This window comes from Acinetobacter sp. 228 (assembly GCF_048147885.1).
The window spans coordinates 1-13,345 of record NZ_JAYWYV010000030.1 but is presented as its reverse complement, the minus strand read 5'-3'; the positions used below and the strand labels follow the sequence as shown (position 1 = coordinate 13,345).

Genomic DNA, 13,345 nt, shown 5'->3' with positions numbered 1-13,345 from the left:
GATTTAATCGAAGAATTAGAGCAACTTCGACGTATAACTAAATATCAGGGATAGATTTAAAATATTGGGTTTATCTCGGCATTGTTGCATAAAGTGTACTAGCTCAAACCTGATCTGACAGTTACCCATTTTTTATTGTGCCTGTCAGGTTAAATTTGAGCTAAATTTTTCTCAGCCCAAATCCGTTTTCCATCAAGTAAAGTTTCAAGTGGTGTACGACCACAGCACATTTTTCCTTGATGAGTCCGTTCAGTATTATAGAATTTCAGCCAATCGTCTAGATCAACCTGTAATTCTTCCAATGAGCTATAAAGCTTCTTCCTGAACGTAATTTGATAGAACTCCTGCAAAATCGTCTTATGGAAACGCTCACATATACCATTTGTTTGCGGGGAAGCTGCTTTTGTCTTCGTGTGATCAATATCATTGACTGCCAGATACAACTCATAGTCATGTTGTTCTACCTTAGCGCATCCTCAGTACCTCTGTCTGTGAGGATGCGAAGCATTGGTAAGTCCTGAGATTGATAGAATGGCAACACACGATCATTGAGTAAATCAGCCGCTGTAATCGGTGTTTTTGTTGTATAGAGCTTGCAATGAACGACCTTGCTATAAGTGTCGATGAATGTTTGTTGGTAGATTCGTCCAACACCTTTGAGATTCCCGACATAAAAGGTGTCTTGCGCGCCTAAATAGCCTGGATGAGCTGTTTCGATTTCACCACAAGCAACGTCATCCTCATGCTTACGTTCAAGTGCCGCAATCTGCTGATCATTTAATTCAATACCATCCTGTGCCACTTTAGCCTCAAGTGCTTTTAAACGCTTCTTAAAGTTTTCTAAATCATGACGAAGCCATATAGAGCGAACCCCACTCCCTGAAACGAATACACCCTTCTTGCGTAATTCATTACTAGTACGGTGCTGACCATATGCGGGATATTGAATTGCGAAATCAATAACAGCCTGTTCAGTAGCATCATAGAGGTGGTTCCACCTCTAGTAGATGCTATCGCAGCACCAAATTTTAATCATAAACAATTATTTTTAAAATGGTTATGTATACGATTTAATATTCCAGTTTAAATTAAAAGGACTAGCTTAAAATTCGCATTATTTATGCAATTTTGAAAATTTTCCCACTTACGGTACTCTGAAAAAACATTTCAAAACTAGGTCGAATATTTTCACCATCAACAGTGATATGTTTTATATTCGAATGAGAGCGGGTACTGGCAAACTGATGATCCACAGTTGCTTGAATAGTGTGTTTAACCCCAAACTGATCTTTAACATTAATACTCTGCTTAAGCATGTATATACCTTCCATAAAATTACAGTAGAAACTATTTAAATAAATATCTGATTTTTATTTTTTTATCTAAATAACTCTGTGATCGAGTTTAAATAGCTGATTTAAAGAAGTATAAAATGTACGGCCATCTAAATTTAAATCGACCTCCATCCCAGATGAGAGAAGAACTCTTTTACCCACTTCAATTGTTTTTAACCCCTGACGTGTACTTTGCATTTTATTAAGAGGAGTTAATGAAACAATAATTTCAGTACCATTTTTAGCTTTTGCAATTAAATAATTTATTTTTAACAACTTGAATCCTGTTTTTCTGAAAATTTTCCAATTTTGGAAATAACTTTAAAATTTAATTTTAAATTATAAAAAAAGCACTCATGAGTGCTTTTTATTACTGCTTATTACTGCTTAGATAGCAATAATATTTACAGCATTCGGTCCTTTTTGACCTTGGGCTACGCTGAATTCAACCATTTGGCCTTCCATTAAGGTTTTGAAACCTGAACTTGCGATTTCGCTAAAATGAGCAAAAACGTCTGGACCTGATTCTTGTTGAATGAAACCAAAACCTTTAGTTTCGTTGAACCACTTTACAGTACCTTTAACAACATTTGAGTTTGACATAATATATCCTACTAATTTTTAATAATTTTAAGTCATTTTATTGACTGGGTATAACTTTGAAAATAATAAAGAAGCGACTTAAAATCTGAAAAAACGAAGGATTATGACTAAAACTGCGATACTTAAAGAAGATTTACCGGAACAAGACTTTTTTCTAGTTAAGTCAACTATACACTAAAAATAGTAAAAATCAAGTTTTCTTATATACATATTCATTAAATTTATAAAAAACAAAATTAATCAAAAAAAATACAATAAAATCATATTTTTATTGTAAATGTAACAATACAAGATTAAGACGTTGGTCTAGTAAGATTGATAAGTAATGAATGCGATTATATAGTTCTGTAATAACAATATTGATGTTTTTAATTTCGGGAATGATGATTTTTTCCCATACGCAAATCATATATAAACCGCCAAATTTTACCGCTTTCAATATGGCCGAATAGCCATATTTAATAAGAAAAACCGCCTGTTAGGCGGTTTTTAACTTTTGAAGAAATAATAATTGTCTTTGTTTAACATAAAATTTCTTATACCAAATAAGCAAAGCTCATTATTCAATGAGCTTTGACAGTAGCAATTTCAAGAATGCTTAGGAGAGAGTTAAATTAAACTTAGTGATATAAAGCTGCTTTCGCTTCTTGGTCTGCATGATCTTGCAATAAAGCATGCACAGCCCAGATCGCAGCTGGGAGCCAGCCTAAAAGGGTAACTTGAAGAAACAAACATATCATTGCTGCAAAAGGTCGACCTATCATAAAGAAAGGCAACCAAGGAAAGAGCAACGCTATCAGAAATTTCATATTAATTTCCTCTTAAGAAGTTTCAAAAGCCTTAACAACTAATAAGAGGCAGAAGTAAACAACCTATAGGCGTATCCGTCTATTCAAGATTTACTTATTTATGTAATTGACCGTGCACTTTGACTTTATTCATAAATTATCGTTATTTGGCATCACTAAATGCAAACTAAAAATTATACAGTCAAAATCAGTTCTGAGCTTTTTGTTCAGTTTCATCATTGGCCGGAAAAATACTTGGATTCGTGAGCCTGATGTTTTCCTGGCACTGATCGCATACCAACACTCCTGCAAAAAGCTGTACATTTTTTCTTGATAAACAAAGAGTATAGGCCTTCGGAAACATAATTGTATTTGTCGTAGTGGCAATATGAGTGTTCATCGCAATTCCTAGAATAACTGAAAATAGCTTATTAGAAGTGCATGCTAGTAGCTATATCTGAATAGCCACCGATTTTATAGACATCTTTTATTGAACATCATAAACGGCTCAAATCTAAAGAACATTTAACATAAAAACTCATATACGAAATTTAACGATAATCCATAACCTAAACTAAAATCAGCGTAATTATCTAATCACAAAAACTATTCTTAAAACTCATATAATTCATTTGCTGACGTTCTTTTAAGCCCCTTCCTTTTAATGTGTTTATTAACTGATCTGAAAGCTTCGGCGACGATTTTACTTTATAAGAGATCCAAGAATAATTAGCTGTTCCTAGATCATAAATATTTTCAACCTTACGATAGGGATCATATTCATATTCATAAGTCGTGTATAAATCATAAAACCCCTTACACAGCCTCTCTTCTTCTTTTTTTATTAATGAAGTATTCATTGAAGTGGAAAAATCAAATACTTTCCCATTAATAAATTCATAAATAAATGTTTTTCCATGATTTTTTGATTGCTCGCTATAAATTTTGATTCCTTTAGGCGTCTCGTTTACTTCAATTTCACTTACACCGTCAAAATGAACTTCATCACGATTGATTAGTTCACCAAGACTATTTATCTCATAAATATAGTAGGTTACTTTAGCACTCTGCATACCATATATAGGACCAGGCCATGTAACCACTATAAGACTATTATTTTTTTTAAAAATTTTTTTTAAAAATTCATACTGAGTATCTTCTCCTAGAATATCTTTTTTAAGGTTACTTGAAATTATTAAAGGATTGGACGAAATGTGGAATATAGTATGAGTTAGTTGAGCTCTATAAGTATACGAATCGGAAGCTTCAGAATATTTATAAGGTTTAACCTCTTCAGCTTGAACTACACTCATAAAGGCGAAGAAAGAAACGGCCAACCATCTTTTTTTTAAAAACATTTCACTACCCCTTCTTTCGAGTATTTTTAATAATTAAGAATATAGTAATAGAGATTTTTCACTTTTAATTAGTATTCAATTGAAAAAGTTTACGATCTCGCTCGTCTGTTAAATAACGGTCCATTTGAGCAATCAGTTTTGCTCTGGCCTGTTCATCATCTTCTGTGATTTTCAACATGCAGGATCCGATCAAAATTTTACGTCTTGTATCATCCTTTCTTGCCTGTTCTTTTTCTTTGGCACGTTCTCTTGCCAGAGCTGCCTGCCTTTGAGCTTTGAGCTGCTTCAGCTTCTCTTCCTGGGCCTTAATTTTACTGTCTAATGTTTCAGTAATGCTCATTCATTCAATACCGTCATCCAGGGAAACCATCCCTAACATAAGCGCACTTGAATATGCATTCAAGGTGCTATATGTATAGTAATGTTTTCCTCGAAGAGCGCACTTATGCAAACTTCGTTTGCAAGTCCGATTGGGGTCTCCCCAATACCCCGACAACCGTATCCACGGTTGTATTTCACTACGTGAAAATTTAAAAGCGAAAATAGGCATGGCGATTTACCACTTTTCAGTCAAAACCGTAGCACGATCAGCAGGGCGTTCCGCTACTGCTGCGATTGCCTATCGGGCAGGTGAAAAGATCTATTGTGAACGTGAGGGCCGAGAACATGATTACAGCCGAAAAACAGGTGTGGAATATAAAGAAATTTATTTACCCGAAGGCGCACCAGAACATTTAAAAAACCGGGAAAGACTCTGGAACGAAGTTGAACAACGGGAAACCCGAAAAAACTCGACAGTTGCCCGAGAATTTGAAATCGCTTTTCCAAGTGAATTAAATCAGGAACAACGCCTGGCCATGCTCGAAGAGCTATGCGCCAGTATCGTGGACAGACATCAGGTGGCCATCGATGCCTGTATTCATGCACCGCATACTGGATCTGGTAGTGATGAACGCAATTATCACGCGCATATCCTGATGAGCACACGCAAACTTACTCCGGAAGGCTTCACCGAGAAAACCCGGGAACTGGATCAGAAACACAGTGGAGAAATCGAACACTGGCGCGAACACTTTGCCGATATCTGCAATATGCACCTGGATCTGGCTGGATACACTGCCCGAGTCGACCACCGCAGCTACAAAGACCAGGAGAATGGTTTAGAAGCCACGCTGCACGAAGGGCCGAAAGTCACCGAACTGCGCCGAAAAGGGATTGAGACCGAAATCAGCCGAAGCAATGACGAAATCAAACAGAGAAATCAGGCTCAGCTGCAATACAGCAAAAATATGGATCTGCTGATTGCTGAAAATGAGATCAAACTCAATACACTAAAAACTGAACAGCAGATCCAAATCAAAAATAGTGCTAAAACGCCACCAATTGACGAAAAAGCCCTGTTTGAGGAAAAACAGAGGGAAACCCTTGGCAAAGTGCTAAAACGCGAAATCAGCGCAAAAGACGCGAATCTAGACCTGGATTTCATGCAGCGTAATCTCAAACAAGCCGAAATAACCCTGACCAAGCACCACAAACATCAAAATGAGTTCAATCAGCAGCTTGCCCAGGAGATCGTGAAAAGCGGACTCAAGCAAAGTCATGACAAATTGCAAAGCCTGGTCGATCAACACAACGAATTAACTCAGAACAAACCCTTACTGTTTGGAAAAAAAGCCTGGGAAGCCCAACGTGATACGATTTACCAGGAGCACAAAAAGCTGAAAGGTCAGCATGAACACCAGAAAAAACATGGTGTGAAGGATTTATTGGAAAATGAAAAGTTTAAAGAACATGCCTGGAAGCAGTACCAACAACAACATCCAGCCAAAGCCAAGCAATACCAGACTCTATACCCAACCTATCAAGTCATTAAAAAATGTGTGGATGAGATCAAAGCAGAACAACAGATGAAACTCAGACAGGAACAACAGCTCAAAGCACAGCAACATGCGCCTAAAATGAAATCTCGTGGCATGAGTCGCTAAACAGAGCGAGTGTCTACGAGCGAACTGAGAAAATTTGCCCATCCCTTTCCCTGATTACAAGCTCCCTATCCATTAATCACCTACCCTACAGAGCATCCCGCATGGGTGCGAACTTTCCAAATTTGATTCTTAAATCGAGCGTAGCGAGAAAAAAAGCTCATGAGCGAAGCGAATTCCGAGTTGCTTTTGCTTTTTCTAAAAGTCACGAAAATATGAAGCAAAAATTGCCCCAACGAATCGAGCGAAAGCGAGATTCAATAGAGTTTGAGCGTAGCGAAAACCAAGGGCAATTTTTCATGAAATATGCTTTTAATTATTTTTAAAGTTTTTAAATGTTTTTAACTTGGCTGAATCCTTTTATTTATAAGGCTTTCAAGCTTTATATAGCAACGTTTCCTCGGTTATATAGCAACGTTTCCTCGGTTATATAGCAACGTTTCCTCGGTTATATAGCAACGTTTCCTCGGTATTTGACAACAAATATTTATTATGTTGTTATAGCAACACAATAAAATTGTTGCTAAATAGAATGACATGACAGACTTAGTCGTAAAATCTAATAAACTTGTACAAGCTTTACAGACACTTACTTTAAGCGAAACCCGTTTACTTCAGCTCGCAATTGTAGACGCTCGTGAGACTGGACAAGGATTATCAACAGATGAACCTTTAGAATTAAATGCTCTTAGATATGCTAAAGCATTTAACGTTTCTCCAGATGCAGCTTATTTAGCATTAATTGAAGCAGAAGATTCTCTTTTTAAAAGACAATTTACGATTACCAATGAAGATGGAACTTTAACAAAAAGTCGCTGGATTCAAGATGCTAATTATCGGAAAGGTGAAGGAAGAATTTTAGTTACCTTAACTCGTGTGGTAATTGAACATGTCACTAAAATAGATGGGTTTGAACAGTATTTTACTAGTTATCATTTGAAAAAAACTGCTGACTTCAAAAGCGTTTATGCAGTACGTCTTTATGAACTCTTAATGCAATGGAAGTCTGTAGGGAAAACGCCTGTTTATGAATTAAATAAATTTCGTAGCCAACTTGGTATAGGTGTTAACGAATACACTCGAATGGAAGCATTTAAGAGACGTGTTTTAGATATTGCAGTAGATCAAATCAACGAATTTTCAGATATAACTGTTAAATACGAACAGCATAAAAAAGGTCGTTCAATCTCAGGATTTTCTTTTAGCTTTAAGCCAAAGAAAGTAACTATTCGATCTATAGAAACTAATAGAGATCCTAATACAACTGATCTGTTCTCGAGAATGACAGATAAGCAACGCCACTTATTCGCTACTAAACTTTCCGAACTACCAGAAATGGGTAAGTATTCTCAGGGTACAGAAAGCTATCCACAATTCGCTATACGTATTGCTGAAATGCTTCAAGATAGTGAAAAATTCCAAGAATTATTCCCTTATCTTCAAAAAGTTGGCTATCAATCTGCCTAAAATTTATACTTGATCATTTGTCTATTAGGCAGTCTAATAGACAACAACTTTTGACAGAGTTAGGCATAGATTTACAGCATGAAAAGCCTTACAGTTCTTGAGCTTTCTAAGCTTTACAATATCAATAGACAAACGATTTACAACAACATAAAGAAAGGAATTTTAAGTAAAAATTCTGATAATAAAATTGATCTGGCTGAAGCTATCCGTGTTTTTGGCGAACCTTCAAAAAAACTAGATGTAAAAGAGTCTGTAAAAATAGACAGTCCAAATTCGGCAGAAGTTTTACTACTTAGGCAACAGATAGACATGCTGAAAAATCAGCTTGATGATGCAAAAGAGCGTGAATCCTTTTATCAAAATCAAATTGAGACGATGCAACGTCTACTGGAAGCACCCAAACCAAAGATCCAAGACCCTAGTGAACTCGAACTCCCTCAATCAGCTCCCATTGTAGAAATGAAGGAAGAGGTAATAGTCGTTCCACCTAAAGATGACGGATTGACTACTCCAGAGAACAAACGTATCCCTGTCCCAGAACACGTTGAGCCTGAACCTAAAAAGAGAGGCTTCCTGAGCCGTTTTTTCCTTCCTTATGGTTAGCCAGGACTCCAATTTTTTGATGAGCCAATTTCAGTGCAAGCACATGAAATAATGACTCATCAAAAAACCGGATGATGTTTATTAAAACTGAATAAAGTCGTGAAACATTGCTTAAATAATAGGCGTGGAACGTGAAAAATCACAAAAAAAGCCCGAACAGGGATGTTCGGGCTATCAACTAGGAACTACAGCGTTGAATTTTCAAGAGAATTATAACGCATTTCGTATAAGGTGTATTATGTTAATTTTAGATAAATTAAAATTACTCAATAAAAATCATAATAAACATTGTAATTCAGGTGTTATTTTTATAAATTAAATTAAACCATTGATAAATATCTAAAAATGTCTGAAATAAATAGTTTAAAACTTGCTGTATTAATAGATGCAGATAATGCTCAAGCTTCTGTATGCGAAAATTTATTAAAAGAGATAGCACGCTTTGGTACAGCTCATATTAAGCGGATCTATGGTGATTGGACTCAACCAAATTTAAAATCTTGGAAAGAAGAACTTCATAGGCATGCAATTCAACCAATTCAACAGTTTAGCTATACATCGAAAAAGAACTCTACAGACTCAGCACTCATAATTGATGCAATGGATTTACTTCATCAGAGTCATCTAGATGGATTTTGCTTAATTTCTTCAGATAGTGATTTTACAAGACTAGCAACACGAATTAGAGAAAATGGTTTAGTCGTCTACGGTTTTGGTGAAAAAAAGACTCCCAATGCTTTTATTGTTGCATGTGATCAATTTATTTTTGTTGAAAATTTAACACCTAAACTAGAAGAAGTTACTCCCTTGGAAGTAAGTGGTAAAACTCCTCCAAAAACAAATAAAAAAATTGAATTATCAAAAGATAAAAAGTTAAAAGATGCATTAAAAGTTGCTATTAATGCAGTATCAAAAGACTCAGATTGGGCTTCTTTATCTGGAGTAGGAGGATATATGGTTAAGAATGATCCTTCTTTTGACGCTCGTAGTTATGGTTATGAAAAATTAAGTGCTTTAGTAGAAAACCTAAATTATATCGAAGTCGATAAACGTAAGCCTAGCGATGAATCTCATATATATCATATGTATATTCGTTTTAAGTAACCTAATAATTAACGCCTATTTAGCATAATGGCGGTTATGCGAAGTCGACTTGTAATGCAATTTGCATTACACTATTCCTAGTACATTAAACACTTGGGAAAGATGATGGCTACTGTTAACTTCAGGGTCGATGAAGCCCTTAAAGAAAAATCTTATTCAATCCTTAAAGAGCAAGGTATTGCACCTACGGATTTCTTCACTAGTATTCTTGAGTATGTTGCTACGACTGGGAAACTGCCCGTCAAAAAAGCTTTGCTTTCGGAAGAAGATGAAGAATTATTAGCTCTTGTCCGTAAGCGCATTAATGATCCTAAAGAGATGTTTGAGGAAGTCACATTAGATGACTTATAAGCTTTTACGTCACAAGGACTTTACAGCAGAATGGGAAAAACTCCCTGTTGCTATACGAGATCAATTTAAAAAGAAACTAGCCAAAGTCATAGAGCAGCCACATATTCCAAAGAATATGCTTAGAGGCGATCTTGCAGGTTGCTATAAAATCAAATTATTAAAAGCTGGTGTCCGACTTGTCTATCAAGTTAAAGATGATCAGGTAGTTATCCTGCTCATTACCGTCGGAAAACGAGCTGATAGCATAGTTTATGACGAAGCGAAAAAGCGAATTAAAGACTAAAAATGGGAGTTTATAGCTCCCATTTCTGCCTTCGTATAACGTGTATCATGTTAATTTTAGAGAAATTTAAAAATCTTTTATGCTCATTTGCTTTAAAATAGTTGAAATCCAAATTTCTTGCTCACTTTTCAAGTGAGGTCGCGCATGATAATACTGAGAACCTCCTTTTAAAACTCCCAATGGTTTAGCTATTTCAAGTTTTTTTACAGCTAAATCAGCTAATGTTTTTAATGTTGAATCCACACCCCAAGCAAAAATAGTGGGTAACCCTTTAATAAAAAGAGCATCCAAATCCTCTTTTCTAGAGTCATCAAAAATACAATGCTTTGTATCCTTACGATTATTTTTAATCATTGAATAAAATTTAGAAGAGCTAGGATTTCTCAAATCGGATAAATTAAGAATTCGAGAAAAATTAATGCCTGTATTCTCCATAATGTTCATGATTTGGAACTGTGTAGGATCTGGAATGGTTTCAGTTAACGTACAACCATTATCTAAACCATCTTTTGGTGTTGAAGAGCCAGGATTCATCATGATAACCATTAATTCTGGACTGCTACAATCAACATTTTTTTTAGTAATATCTAGGTACTTACGACAAGGATAGCCATACTCATCAACGTAAAATAAGCCTTTAACATCAAATTTCATAAAGCTCCCTATAAAATAGTCAATATTAATAATACGTGAGATTCACTCTTCTATATCTAAGTCATCATTCTCATCATCTAATTCCTTGATGATTTCTTCTAATGATAATGATATCCGCTCTTCTCGTGGTATAAGATTCTTAGCAGTTAAAACAGGCACTCCCTCCATGATAGATCTATGATAGAGAGCATAACCACCTCTATCTAATTCAACTATTTCTATACCTAAGTTTGCTAAATTTTCATAAAGATTAATATGAAAAGCTCCTCTCAGACGTTGTCTTCCAGATATTATTCTCAATGTTTTTTCACTTATACGTCCTTTTGTTTTATTACTTCTTTTCAACATAAGAGCTAATAAGTAAGCAACTCGTTCGACAGGTACAATCATTTTAAAAATCCATAAATATCCCATTAAAGGATTAATATAATCCTTTAATGGGATATTTCAAGTTTATTTTTAATATTCATTTAACATAATGACGGTTATACGAAATTAATAGCTTCTAAACTGATTTCCTAACGTATTCGTCTTTTGTCTTATATTTTTATTTTTTACCTATTGGTAAAATATATATATTCAAATCTACATCGATAAGTAGATGATTAAGAAAAAATTACAGTGCTTAATAAGCCTTATAGTTCCGGGAGAGACTATATGGCTTTTTCTTTATCTTAAAATTCATATATTTATGTTAAAATTATAATGCTCGACGATGTAAAAGACCGGCTTGGGAACAGGCCGGTCTTTTATGATATTTGCTAAAGTACTATTCTAAAATATAAAGAAAAACCAAGCTGGTGCAGCACTGGGTTTAGGTGTTTTCTGGGCTTAGTTATTATCGTTATTGAAAAAGTATAACTCAATTTTTAGTTAATTAGCTTTCTTTTCAACTAGCTCCAATCTATTTAACTCTTGCTTTTTTTTCTGATCATTATTGATCTTCACAACTAGAGCTAAAATAAAAATCATCACTATAAAAACCAGGAAAATCAAATGCTTTCTCATTATTAATTCCTTCTTTTAACCTTTAAGAATGCTTTTTCCCCTTACAAATAGATATGACTAAGGGAAGCCTTGATACAAGTCTCTTTTAAATAACTTTAGCAACTCTATAAACAGTCGCAACCCCACAACCTACTGCTTTAGCAATTTCATCTTTAGTCATATTTCCAGCCACCAGCAGTTCTTTTATTCGTTTATGTTTAGCCTCATTTGCCTTCTTACCTGTTGGCTTGTAACCCGAACGCGCTAAGCCCTGCTTAATACGTTCTATGCGTTTCTCATTGTCCAGACGAGCCATTGTTGCTAGTAGATCAATCAGCATATTGTTGATGAGCTCCAGGACTGAATGAGTAATGCTGTCACTAGTTTTAATCATTTGATAGGTAGTAGGAAGATCTGCCACAACTAAGCGAAGTCCCTTTTCTTGGATTCTGCGCTTCAGCTCTTGAAAATCCCTTTGGGTTAGGCGTGATAAGCGGTCTACACTTTCAACCAGCAAAGTATCTCCTTTATTTGCTTCTGACAGTAGCTTATTCAATTCAGGCCGATCTAGTTTTGTACCACTATAGTTTTCCATATACACAGTGATCTCGCCCAAATTCAGATCTTGGTTTAGATCCTGCAGAATCTGCAAAGCTCTTTGTGCATCTTGATCTTTGGTTGAGGCTCGTAGATAAATACGTGTATTCATTTCTATCATTTAATCTTAATTCTGTTAGATTAATGATAATACTATCATTTAATTATCACATTAAGTCTAATGATAGATATTGTATGCGATTTGGCTCTTTATCATTCAGCTATACTCTTTTGATAAAAAAAGCGAGGATTTTCTCCTCGCTCTTTAACTCAACAAATTAGAAGTTATATTTTAATTGAGCATTTACACCATTAAAGCCATCAAACGCATTAACGTGTGTATAAGCTACTTCTGCAGCCAAGTTTGGAGTGAAGTTATAGCCAGCTCCAGCCTGAATGATTAAACCTGAATCATCTTCGCTAGTTGAAACTGTATAATCTTGAAAAGTAGCATCTACATCGAGGTCAACACGTGCATAACCAGCCATACCTTTAGCATAGAAGTTATTTGCTAAAGGATATTTAGCTGTTAAGCCAATACCATAGTATTGAACATCGGCATCAGTTCTTACACCAAATTCTTCTAAATCGCCATCGAACTCGATGTCATTCACAGATTTATTCCAGAATACTTCAGCACCAACATATTCATTAAATTGCAAACCACCATTCAGGCCTAGAAAATGTACATCAACATCATCGTTATTTAAAAATGTATAGCCAGCGCCTACATATGGCTGAATTGTTGTATTACCAGCATTGGCCGTAGTTGCTGCAACAGCCCCAAGAAGTGATACCAAAAGCAGTTTTTTCATTGTATATCTCATGAATATTGAAGTTATATAAAAACCCATAAATCATTGATTTAAAGGATTTGTATATATTGGAAATATAAATAAAAATTTGCAATAAATTTATACTAATTAGTAAGATATTTTTTGATTAATAAATAGACTTCTTGCGTTAGTCAAATTTTAAGCAGTCGAAAGCTATATTTTATGAGGTTTTAGCCAATTCAAAAATTAGATAAAACTATACTTTCGCAAGAGGTCTAATATTTTTTATTATGATAATCCATTAAGTAATCAGCTATAGCAGTTGTCATGAGAAAAACTACATTATGCTATAATTTTAATGTGTTATTTTTTGTGTGCAAAGAAATAATTTATAACAAGAAAAATCCTTAAAAGGTTTTTTTATCTTTAAAAAATTTGAATAATGATTAAAACATAAA

18 protein-coding genes and 1 pseudogene are annotated in these 13,345 nt (G+C 34.9%); 7 read left to right on the top strand and 12 right to left on the bottom strand.

What is annotated here, in order from left to right; translation table 11 throughout:
* Nucleotides 1-149 precede the first annotated feature (149 nt).
* The 8 genes and pseudogenes from VXQ92_RS14975 to VXQ92_RS14940 form a co-directional block, all read right to left on the bottom strand.
* A pseudogene (locus VXQ92_RS14975) lies at nt 150-994 on the bottom strand (integrase core domain-containing protein); the annotation flags it as partial.
* Between the two features lie 124 nt (nt 995-1,118).
* Nucleotides 1,119-1,316 (bottom strand): hypothetical protein, encoded by a 198-nt coding sequence (locus VXQ92_RS14970; RefSeq protein ID WP_064095820.1) that lies wholly within the window; start codon nt 1,314-1,316, stop codon nt 1,119-1,121.
* Nucleotides 1,317-1,382: 66 nt separating this feature from the next.
* On the bottom strand, nt 1,383-1,610 hold the full coding sequence (locus tag VXQ92_RS14965; protein ID WP_416682347.1) for a hypothetical protein: 228 nt from the start codon (nt 1,608-1,610) through the stop codon (nt 1,383-1,385).
* A 111-nt stretch (nt 1,611-1,721) separates the two neighbouring features.
* On the bottom strand, nt 1,722-1,937 hold the full coding sequence (locus tag VXQ92_RS14960) for a cold-shock protein (protein WP_004641928.1): 216 nt from the start codon (nt 1,935-1,937) through the stop codon (nt 1,722-1,724).
* Between the two features lie 620 nt (nt 1,938-2,557).
* A complete protein-coding gene (locus VXQ92_RS14955) occupies nt 2,558-2,746 on the bottom strand; it encodes a YqaE/Pmp3 family membrane protein (RefSeq protein WP_004641934.1) in 189 nt (62 codons plus the stop codon).
* Nucleotides 2,747-2,933: 187 nt separating this feature from the next.
* Nucleotides 2,934-3,125 (bottom strand): hypothetical protein, encoded by a 192-nt coding sequence (locus VXQ92_RS14950; RefSeq protein ID WP_416682344.1) that lies wholly within the window; start codon nt 3,123-3,125, stop codon nt 2,934-2,936.
* Nucleotides 3,126-3,318: 193 nt separating this feature from the next.
* Nucleotides 3,319-4,083: a hypothetical protein gene (locus tag VXQ92_RS14945; protein ID WP_340836295.1), complete on the bottom strand. Its 765-nt coding sequence runs from the start codon at nt 4,081-4,083 to the stop codon at nt 3,319-3,321.
* Nucleotides 4,084-4,147: 64 nt separating this feature from the next.
* The gene (locus tag VXQ92_RS14940; RefSeq protein WP_180001806.1) at nt 4,148-4,423 is read right to left on the bottom strand and encodes a mobilization protein; all 276 of its coding nucleotides are present in this window, start codon (nt 4,421-4,423) and stop codon (nt 4,148-4,150) included.
* Between the two features lie 208 nt (nt 4,424-4,631).
* Here VXQ92_RS14940 and mobQ point away from each other — a divergent pair, with 208 nt between their 5' ends.
* From mobQ to VXQ92_RS14905, 7 genes are all read left to right on the top strand, one after another.
* Entirely contained in the window at nt 4,632-6,068 is a 1,437-nt protein-coding gene (gene mobQ / locus VXQ92_RS14935; protein WP_416682349.1) for a MobQ family relaxase, read from the top strand.
* Nucleotides 6,069-6,169: 101 nt separating this feature from the next.
* Entirely contained in the window at nt 6,170-6,391 is a 222-nt protein-coding gene (locus tag VXQ92_RS14930) for a hypothetical protein (protein WP_416682342.1), read from the top strand.
* 211 nt (nt 6,392-6,602) lie between these two features.
* On the top strand, nt 6,603-7,532 hold the full coding sequence (gene repM / locus VXQ92_RS14925; RefSeq protein ID WP_416682340.1) for a replication initiation protein RepM: 930 nt from the start codon (nt 6,603-6,605) through the stop codon (nt 7,530-7,532).
* Between the two features lie 78 nt (nt 7,533-7,610).
* Nucleotides 7,611-8,135 (top strand): plasmid replication DNA-binding protein, encoded by a 525-nt coding sequence (locus VXQ92_RS14920; RefSeq protein WP_039090898.1) that lies wholly within the window; start codon nt 7,611-7,613, stop codon nt 8,133-8,135.
* A 345-nt stretch (nt 8,136-8,480) separates the two neighbouring features.
* Entirely contained in the window at nt 8,481-9,239 is a 759-nt protein-coding gene (locus VXQ92_RS14915) for an NYN domain-containing protein (protein WP_180191606.1), read from the top strand.
* A 105-nt stretch (nt 9,240-9,344) separates the two neighbouring features.
* Nucleotides 9,345-9,590, top strand: coding sequence for a type II toxin-antitoxin system RelB/DinJ family antitoxin (locus tag VXQ92_RS14910; RefSeq protein ID WP_000246756.1), 246 nt, complete (start codon nt 9,345-9,347; stop codon nt 9,588-9,590).
* Complete coding sequence (locus VXQ92_RS14905; protein WP_000221358.1) at nt 9,580-9,873, top strand: type II toxin-antitoxin system RelE family toxin; 294 nt, start codon at nt 9,580-9,582, stop codon at nt 9,871-9,873. Before VXQ92_RS14910 ends, VXQ92_RS14905 begins: the two co-directional genes overlap by 11 nt.
* Before the next feature lie 66 nt (nt 9,874-9,939).
* On the opposite strand, the gene VXQ92_RS14900 is transcribed toward VXQ92_RS14905, so the two are convergent.
* From VXQ92_RS14900 to VXQ92_RS14885, 4 genes are all read right to left on the bottom strand, one after another.
* Nucleotides 9,940-10,527, bottom strand: coding sequence for a DUF1643 domain-containing protein (locus VXQ92_RS14900; protein WP_416682338.1), 588 nt, complete (start codon nt 10,525-10,527; stop codon nt 9,940-9,942).
* 42 nt (nt 10,528-10,569) lie between these two features.
* On the bottom strand, nt 10,570-10,917 hold the full coding sequence (locus VXQ92_RS14895; RefSeq protein WP_416682336.1) for a hypothetical protein: 348 nt from the start codon (nt 10,915-10,917) through the stop codon (nt 10,570-10,572).
* Nucleotides 10,918-11,620: 703 nt separating this feature from the next.
* Nucleotides 11,621-12,232 (bottom strand): recombinase family protein, encoded by a 612-nt coding sequence (locus VXQ92_RS14890; protein ID WP_416682334.1) that lies wholly within the window; start codon nt 12,230-12,232, stop codon nt 11,621-11,623.
* Between the two features lie 157 nt (nt 12,233-12,389).
* Nucleotides 12,390-12,926, bottom strand: a complete 537-nt coding sequence (locus VXQ92_RS14885) for a porin family protein (RefSeq protein WP_416682333.1) — start codon at nt 12,924-12,926, stop codon at nt 12,390-12,392.
* Nucleotides 12,927-13,345: the final 419 nt, after the last annotated feature.

What these genes read in the sequence shown, in the direction of transcription:
- VXQ92_RS14970 (WP_064095820.1), bottom strand. Translation starts at nt 1,316, where the DNA reads ATGCTTAAGCAGAGTATTAATGTTAAAGATCAGTTTGGGGTTAAACAC.
- VXQ92_RS14960 (WP_004641928.1), bottom strand. Translation starts at nt 1,937, where the DNA reads ATGTCAAACTCAAATGTTGTTAAAGGTACTGTAAAGTGGTTCAACGAA.
- VXQ92_RS14955 (WP_004641934.1), bottom strand. Translation starts at nt 2,746, where the DNA reads ATGAAATTTCTGATAGCGTTGCTCTTTCCTTGGTTGCCTTTCTTTATG.
- VXQ92_RS14950 (WP_416682344.1), bottom strand. Translation starts at nt 3,125, where the DNA reads ATGAACACTCATATTGCCACTACGACAAATACAATTATGTTTCCGAAG.
- VXQ92_RS14945 (WP_340836295.1), bottom strand. Translation starts at nt 4,083, where the DNA reads ATGTTTTTAAAAAAAAGATGGTTGGCCGTTTCTTTCTTCGCCTTTATG.
- VXQ92_RS14940 (WP_180001806.1), bottom strand. Translation starts at nt 4,423, where the DNA reads ATGAGCATTACTGAAACATTAGACAGTAAAATTAAGGCCCAGGAAGAG.
- mobQ (WP_416682349.1), top strand. Translation starts at nt 4,632, where the DNA reads ATGGCGATTTACCACTTTTCAGTCAAAACCGTAGCACGATCAGCAGGG.
- VXQ92_RS14930 (WP_416682342.1), top strand. Translation starts at nt 6,170, where the DNA reads ATGGGTGCGAACTTTCCAAATTTGATTCTTAAATCGAGCGTAGCGAGA.
- repM (WP_416682340.1), top strand. Translation starts at nt 6,603, where the DNA reads ATGACAGACTTAGTCGTAAAATCTAATAAACTTGTACAAGCTTTACAG.
- VXQ92_RS14920 (WP_039090898.1), top strand. Translation starts at nt 7,611, where the DNA reads ATGAAAAGCCTTACAGTTCTTGAGCTTTCTAAGCTTTACAATATCAAT.
- VXQ92_RS14915 (WP_180191606.1), top strand. Translation starts at nt 8,481, where the DNA reads ATGTCTGAAATAAATAGTTTAAAACTTGCTGTATTAATAGATGCAGAT.
- VXQ92_RS14910 (WP_000246756.1), top strand. Translation starts at nt 9,345, where the DNA reads ATGGCTACTGTTAACTTCAGGGTCGATGAAGCCCTTAAAGAAAAATCT.
- VXQ92_RS14905 (WP_000221358.1), top strand. Translation starts at nt 9,580, where the DNA reads ATGACTTATAAGCTTTTACGTCACAAGGACTTTACAGCAGAATGGGAA.
- VXQ92_RS14900 (WP_416682338.1), bottom strand. Translation starts at nt 10,527, where the DNA reads ATGAAATTTGATGTTAAAGGCTTATTTTACGTTGATGAGTATGGCTAT.
- VXQ92_RS14895 (WP_416682336.1), bottom strand. Translation starts at nt 10,917, where the DNA reads ATGATTGTACCTGTCGAACGAGTTGCTTACTTATTAGCTCTTATGTTG.
- VXQ92_RS14890 (WP_416682334.1), bottom strand. Translation starts at nt 12,232, where the DNA reads ATGATAGAAATGAATACACGTATTTATCTACGAGCCTCAACCAAAGAT.
- VXQ92_RS14885 (WP_416682333.1), bottom strand. Translation starts at nt 12,926, where the DNA reads ATGAAAAAACTGCTTTTGGTATCACTTCTTGGGGCTGTTGCAGCAACT.